This is a genomic window from Archangium sp. (assembly GCF_036389735.1).
Lineage (GTDB): Bacteria > Myxococcota > Myxococcia > Myxococcales > Myxococcaceae > Archangium.
In genome coordinates this window covers 1-4,915 of the sequence record NZ_DASVWK010001077.1, presented here as the reverse complement: position 1 = coordinate 4,915, position 4,915 = coordinate 1, and the positions used below count along the sequence as shown (strand labels likewise).

Here is a 4,915-nt window from a genome sequence, read left to right as displayed (position 1 = left end):
CGGATGGAGACGGGTCCGTGCTGTCCGCGCGCGCGCTGCCGGTGCTGCCGATTCCCTACCGGCGCGTGGACAGCTCCGCGGAGCACGTGGCGCTCATGTCCGACCGCGACGTGCTCCAGGCCATCGAGCGCTTCCTCAAGGGCGAGGCGGTGGGGATGGGGAGCCAGCATCCCAGGTGAGTTGTGGCTCTTCCGGCGGACCTCGGTCCATGGCTTGAGGCAGGGAACGTTGGGCACGGATGCAAGGACAGAAGAGAGAGGGGGCTCCGATGATGATGTCGGGTGGTACCCTGCGGGGGTCGAGTCACCGCGAAGGAGGACGAGGATGCTCGCCATACTGTTGCTGCTGCTCGCGCAGGTGCCTTGTGCTCCGAATGACCTGACCGTGGTGTGCTCCTGCAAGCAGGGGGTAGCCAGCGCGTGCGACACGCTGCGGTTGATCGAGCCGGGGCTGGCCACGAAGCTGGAGGCCGCGTTCCAGGCAGCCGCGGCGGTGGAGGGCGCCCACATCGCGGTCGAGGCCCTTGATGCCGAGGACGAGACCTCCCCCGCATCACCCGAGCCTCCCGAGTGCAAGGGGCAGTTGCACCACATCATCTCCCGGCGCATCGCCAAGGAATTGGCGAGACATGAAACGTTGAGCGGCCAGTACAAGCCACGCGACCGTCGTTTCGTCAGCCGTGCGGTGGATGAGAAGGCCCACTGTGGCTACGGGGGGTGGCATCGGGACGTGGACGACGAGGTCATCGCATGGCTCCAGAGCCGGCCCAAGGCGACACCGAAGGAGTTCGAGGCCTTCCTGCGAGAGATATACAGGCGACCCTACATGCTCAAGAGGTTCCCTCGTGGCTTCTGAGTCTTCTGCCTCGCCCCGCTTCTTCGTCCTGCAAAAGGACGCCACCTTTTCCCGGTACGATGCCGACGCGGAAGGGTCCGAGCCCGTCAATCTTGGAAATGCGCCGCGCTGCCCCCGGTGCGGCGATCCCATTGGGATGAAGCCCTGGCTCCCTCCCTACCGTGCCGAGTTGGTGCGGTACGGGGAGGAGCTCGGGGATTTCCTCAGAGCGGGTGGGAATGACTTCCTGCTGTCGGAGCGGTTCGCCCAGGCCTTCCGGGCGGAGGGGCTCACGGGGCTGGAGGGCTTCCATCCGGTGGAGGTGGTGAGGGTGCGCAGGGCGCGACGGCTCCCCAAACACTCCCACTTTCCTCGGTACGTGGTGGTCAGGCCCTGCTTCGGCCGCGCGGCGGTGGACCTGACCCGCAGCAACATCCATTACGCGAAGCCTCCCACCTGCGAGGAGTGCCGCAGCGAGGGCCTGGACGCCGTCTTTGGTTTCACCCTGGAGCCGGGCACCTGGAGGGGGGAGGACGTCTTCTACCCCCGGGGCATGCAGGGTGTGGTGACCGTGTCCGAGCGCTTCGAGCGCTTCGTGGCGAGGCACGGTTTCACGAACATGCGGCTGACACCGAGTGAGGAATACGTGTGGAACCCGCTGAGACGCGAGCCGCTGTCCACCGTGAAGCCCGGCTCCGCGTGAGCCCGGGGCCGTCTACGGGAACGTCACGCCGTCGAAGAGTTCCCCTCGTGTGCCTCCCTCCTGGCTCCACAACTTCAGGGTGAAGGTGCCGCGCGCCGCCTCTTCCGTGGCCTCCACCTCCACCACGACACGGTGCTTTTTCTCGGGGGCAATGGGCTCCAGCGGCCACACGCCGAGCACCTTCAACTCCACCCCCTGGGGCCCCACCAGCACCGCGCCAGCGGGCGTCCAGGGTGTGTCACCGTCGTTCAACAACTCCTGCGCCACGGCCAATCTCACCACCTTGTGCCCGCCCTCCCTGCGCCCGGTGTGCGAGCGGTAGCTGCGTGCTGTGACGGTGATGAGCGTGTTGCCGGGGCGTGTGGTGACATTCTTGAAGAGGTCCTTGTTGTCAACGCCGCCCTCGCCCATGAGGTCCTGGGCGATGAGGCCCGTGAGCCCCACCTTCCCGTTGGACTCCGTCTCCAGGCGCGCCTTCTCCTGGCGGCACTGCTGGACCTCCTCCAGCGCCCGCTGCTCGCCCTCCCGGTAGGAGGCCAGCGAGCGCGGCTGGCGCGTCACCTCCACTTGCCGCTCTGCCTCGGAGGGGTGCACCACCAACATGAAGGTGGTCGGGGTCGCGCTTGGCGTCTAAGCCATAGGAACCAAGTCGCTTCAGGGGGAAGGTTCCGGCCGCGTTCGGGAGCAAGTGGTCCAATGGTCGGACCAGTCGGCACGGCGCGCGGCCGGAAGGTGCCCCGTTCTTTGCGACAAGCGCACCCCTGAAAGAACCTGGTTCCCATGGCTTCGCACCCACCTGATTCTGGGGTGGGCCTATTTGAAACGGTCCACCACCCGCACCTCCGCGACGGTGGTCACCAGCACATTCCCCGGCTCGCTGCCGGGCTCCATCTCCATGCCGACTCCATGGTCCCCCATGTCCAGCAACTCCAGGCAAATCGTGTACGTCTCCCCGGTGGGCACGCGGGCCTCGGTGAAGCGGCCGTACACGCGCCCCTCCCCGAAGTAGAGCCGCCCGGAGAGCCGGGTCCAGCTTGGCAGTGCCGTCTGTCCCGTGGGCGTGTCCCAGTCGCCGGCCACGAAGCACGGCCCCGGCGGGGCATGCCTGCGGAAGCGGGGCGGGGCGTACAGGCGGCACCTGCTGAGGCGCGCTCATGCAGGCCTGCAAGGCAGCCCCGGTGAGGCCGAGACACGCGTTGCGCACGGTGGCCCCTCGCTTCCTGGGGGCGCTTCCGGTTGGGTGCGGGACGTCTGCTGTTGCTTCTTCTCCACGGGGGCACTGTCCTTGTCAGGCGCCGCGGGCGGCGCGGCCACGGCCGGCGCAGATTCCGGCGGTGGCTCCAGGGGCGCCACTTCCTGGCGGGAGGTGAGCCACCAGCACCCCCAGCGCCAGAGCCAATCCCACGCCCACCCCCGCCAGTACGCGGGCCCACCGAGTCCACCGAGTCCACCGAGTCCACCGCTTGCCGGCCCCGCGTGTTCCCCCGTGCAGCGGCACCTTCCAGGCCGTGTTCGCCCCGGCCTTCAGCGTCTCCAATTCTTCGTACAGCGCCACGGCACTGGGGTAGCGCGCCTCGGGCTGCTTGGCCAGCAGCCGCAGGCATACCGCCTCCACGTCCCGGGGCACACGCGGGTTGACCAGGTGTGGAGGCAGCGGCGCCCGGTGCGGCACGGCTTCCACGTCCATGCCCCCGTCATCGGTGAGCCGGAAGGGGAAGCGGCCCGTCAGCAGCCGGTAGAGGACGACGCCCAGCGCGTACAGGTCATCCGCCGGCCCGGCCCGGTAGTGCGCGCCCGCCACGCCCGCGTGCGCGCGGCCGAAGGCCCACGCCTCGGGGGCTCGATAGTGGGGGGTGCCCGGGGGGAACATCCCCTTCGTCAGGGTGGCGGCTCCCTCGTAGTAGCTCACCCCGAAGTCCAGCAGCACCGCCTGCCCGTCCTCCGCGCTCACCAGGATGTTGGCCTCCTTCACGTCCCGGTGCACCACCCGGGCCTCGTGCACCACCGCCAGCGCACGCGCCACCTCCAGCACCCGGTCCACCACCTCGCTCGTGTCGCGCCCGGGCCGCCATCCCCACTCCTCCAGCGTGGGGCCCTTTATCAACTTCAGCCGCAGCCAGAGGAAGCGGGGCTTGGCGTCGGGCCACTGGCCCGCGCCCAACTGGCGCACGATGGGACCTCACGGGGAGGCCGGCTTCGGGGTGGGTTGGGGCTCGGGGCCCAGCGGTCGCCACATGTACTCTTCGCTGGGCGTCAGGCGCATGTTGGTGAAGCCGTGCCGTGCCACCAGTCGCTCGAAGCGCTCGGACACGGTCCAGACTCCCGACAGTCCCCGAGGCTGGAAGATGTCCTCGCCCCGCCAGGTGTCCGCCTCCAGCGTGAAGCCGTGAATGGCCTCCGCGCCCGCCGAGCGGCACTCCTCGCACGTGGGCGTCTCACCGTAGCGGATGCGGCTGCGCGTCAGGTCCACCGCCCCGCGTCCCAGGCAGACCGTGGCGACGACGTAGCGGGGAACGTCGGTGGGGACGGGGCCTCGCCGCTCCCTGCTCACCCGCGCCACCTCCACCGGGTGGAAGCCCTCCAGTCCCGTGAGCCCCTCCTCCCGGAAGGCCCGGGCGAACCGCTCCGACACCAGGAGCTCGTCTCCTCCTACTTCGATCAAATCCCCGAGCTCTTGTCCGTACAGGACCAGCTCCACGCGGTGGGGAGGAAGCCACGTCGGCATCCCGACGGGATAGCCGCACCGGGCGCAGCAGGCACCGTCTCCGAGGTGGATGGGCTCCAGCCGGTCGACGTCCGCATCGTAACGAGACCCGACGATGCCTTCTTCCAGGACGAAAAAGCGCGGGGTGGTGGCGGGTTCAGGGTTCATGGATGAACCGCCTGCCTACCACCACGCGAGAAGTCGTGCCAGGGAGGAATACCTCCGACGTCAACCCTGGCGGATTTTCAGCTCGCGGGGCTGGCGCCGGGAGGCTCGGCGGCGGGCGTCTCCTCCTCCGGCGGCAGCACGTAGGGCTCGAGCGTGTCGCGGTACTCGCTCAGCAGCGTCTCGGGGGCGTGCACCTTCCGGCCCGTCAGCATCGTCTGGAGCATCATCGCGTTGACCACGCCCTTGCCTCGCACGTGGTTGTTGGTGACCACGTAAACGTCGCTCACCCGGGGGTGCGCCGCAATCTCCTTCGTGCGCTCGGCCCAGGGCTTCAGCTCCTTGGAAGGGTACAGGTAGTCGTAGCGCTCCAGCGCGCTCGCCGTCTTGCGAAACCAATTGCGGTAGTTGCGCCCGTGCACCCGCACGTAGCCCACCGACGACGTCACCCGCGCGCTCGGACCCAGCGAACTCTTGAAGAGCGGCTGGTCGATGTTCACGAAGCCGAT

The 4,915-nt window shown here is 68.8% G+C and carries 7 protein-coding genes; 2 read left to right on the top strand and 5 right to left on the bottom strand.

Annotation, left to right across the window (positions count from 1 at the left end):
• The first annotated feature begins 324 nt into the window (after nt 1-324).
• The gene (locus tag VF794_RS38765) at nt 325-855 is read left to right on the top strand and encodes a Wall-associated protein precursor (protein WP_331118578.1); all 531 of its coding nucleotides are present in this window, start codon (nt 325-327) and stop codon (nt 853-855) included.
• 136 nt (nt 856-991) lie between these two features.
• Nucleotides 992-1,537: a hypothetical protein gene (locus VF794_RS38760; protein ID WP_331118576.1), complete on the top strand. Its 546-nt coding sequence runs from the start codon at nt 992-994 to the stop codon at nt 1,535-1,537.
• A 12-nt stretch (nt 1,538-1,549) separates the two neighbouring features.
• Here the strand turns inward: VF794_RS38760 and VF794_RS38755 are convergent, their stop codons facing one another.
• The 5 genes from VF794_RS38755 to VF794_RS38735 form a co-directional block, all read right to left on the bottom strand.
• Nucleotides 1,550-2,140, bottom strand: coding sequence for a DUF2381 family protein (locus tag VF794_RS38755; protein WP_331118574.1), 591 nt, complete (start codon nt 2,138-2,140; stop codon nt 1,550-1,552).
• A 210-nt stretch (nt 2,141-2,350) separates the two neighbouring features.
• Nucleotides 2,351-2,617 (bottom strand): hypothetical protein, encoded by a 267-nt coding sequence (locus tag VF794_RS38750; RefSeq protein WP_331118572.1) that lies wholly within the window; start codon nt 2,615-2,617, stop codon nt 2,351-2,353.
• Nucleotides 2,618-2,825: 208 nt separating this feature from the next.
• The gene (locus tag VF794_RS38745) at nt 2,826-3,707 is read right to left on the bottom strand and encodes a serine/threonine-protein kinase (protein ID WP_331118570.1); all 882 of its coding nucleotides are present in this window, start codon (nt 3,705-3,707) and stop codon (nt 2,826-2,828) included.
• Between the two features lie 9 nt (nt 3,708-3,716).
• Nucleotides 3,717-4,409 (bottom strand): hypothetical protein, encoded by a 693-nt coding sequence (locus VF794_RS38740; protein WP_331118568.1) that lies wholly within the window; start codon nt 4,407-4,409, stop codon nt 3,717-3,719.
• Nucleotides 4,410-4,486: 77 nt separating this feature from the next.
• Nucleotides 4,487-4,915 (bottom strand): DUF72 domain-containing protein (locus tag VF794_RS38735; protein ID WP_331118566.1); only part of this gene is annotated, 429 nt, incomplete at its 5' end.

Coding starts and splice junctions, on each gene's coding strand:
- VF794_RS38760 (WP_331118576.1), top strand. CDS start 992: ATGAAGCCCTGGCTCCCTCCCTACCGTGCCGAGTTGGTGCGGTACGGG.
- VF794_RS38755 (WP_331118574.1), bottom strand. CDS start 2,140: ATGTTGGTGGTGCACCCCTCCGAGGCAGAGCGGCAAGTGGAGGTGACG.
- VF794_RS38740 (WP_331118568.1), bottom strand. CDS start 4,409: ATGAACCCTGAACCCGCCACCACCCCGCGCTTTTTCGTCCTGGAAGAA.
- VF794_RS38765 (WP_331118578.1), top strand. CDS start 325: ATGCTCGCCATACTGTTGCTGCTGCTCGCGCAGGTGCCTTGTGCTCCG.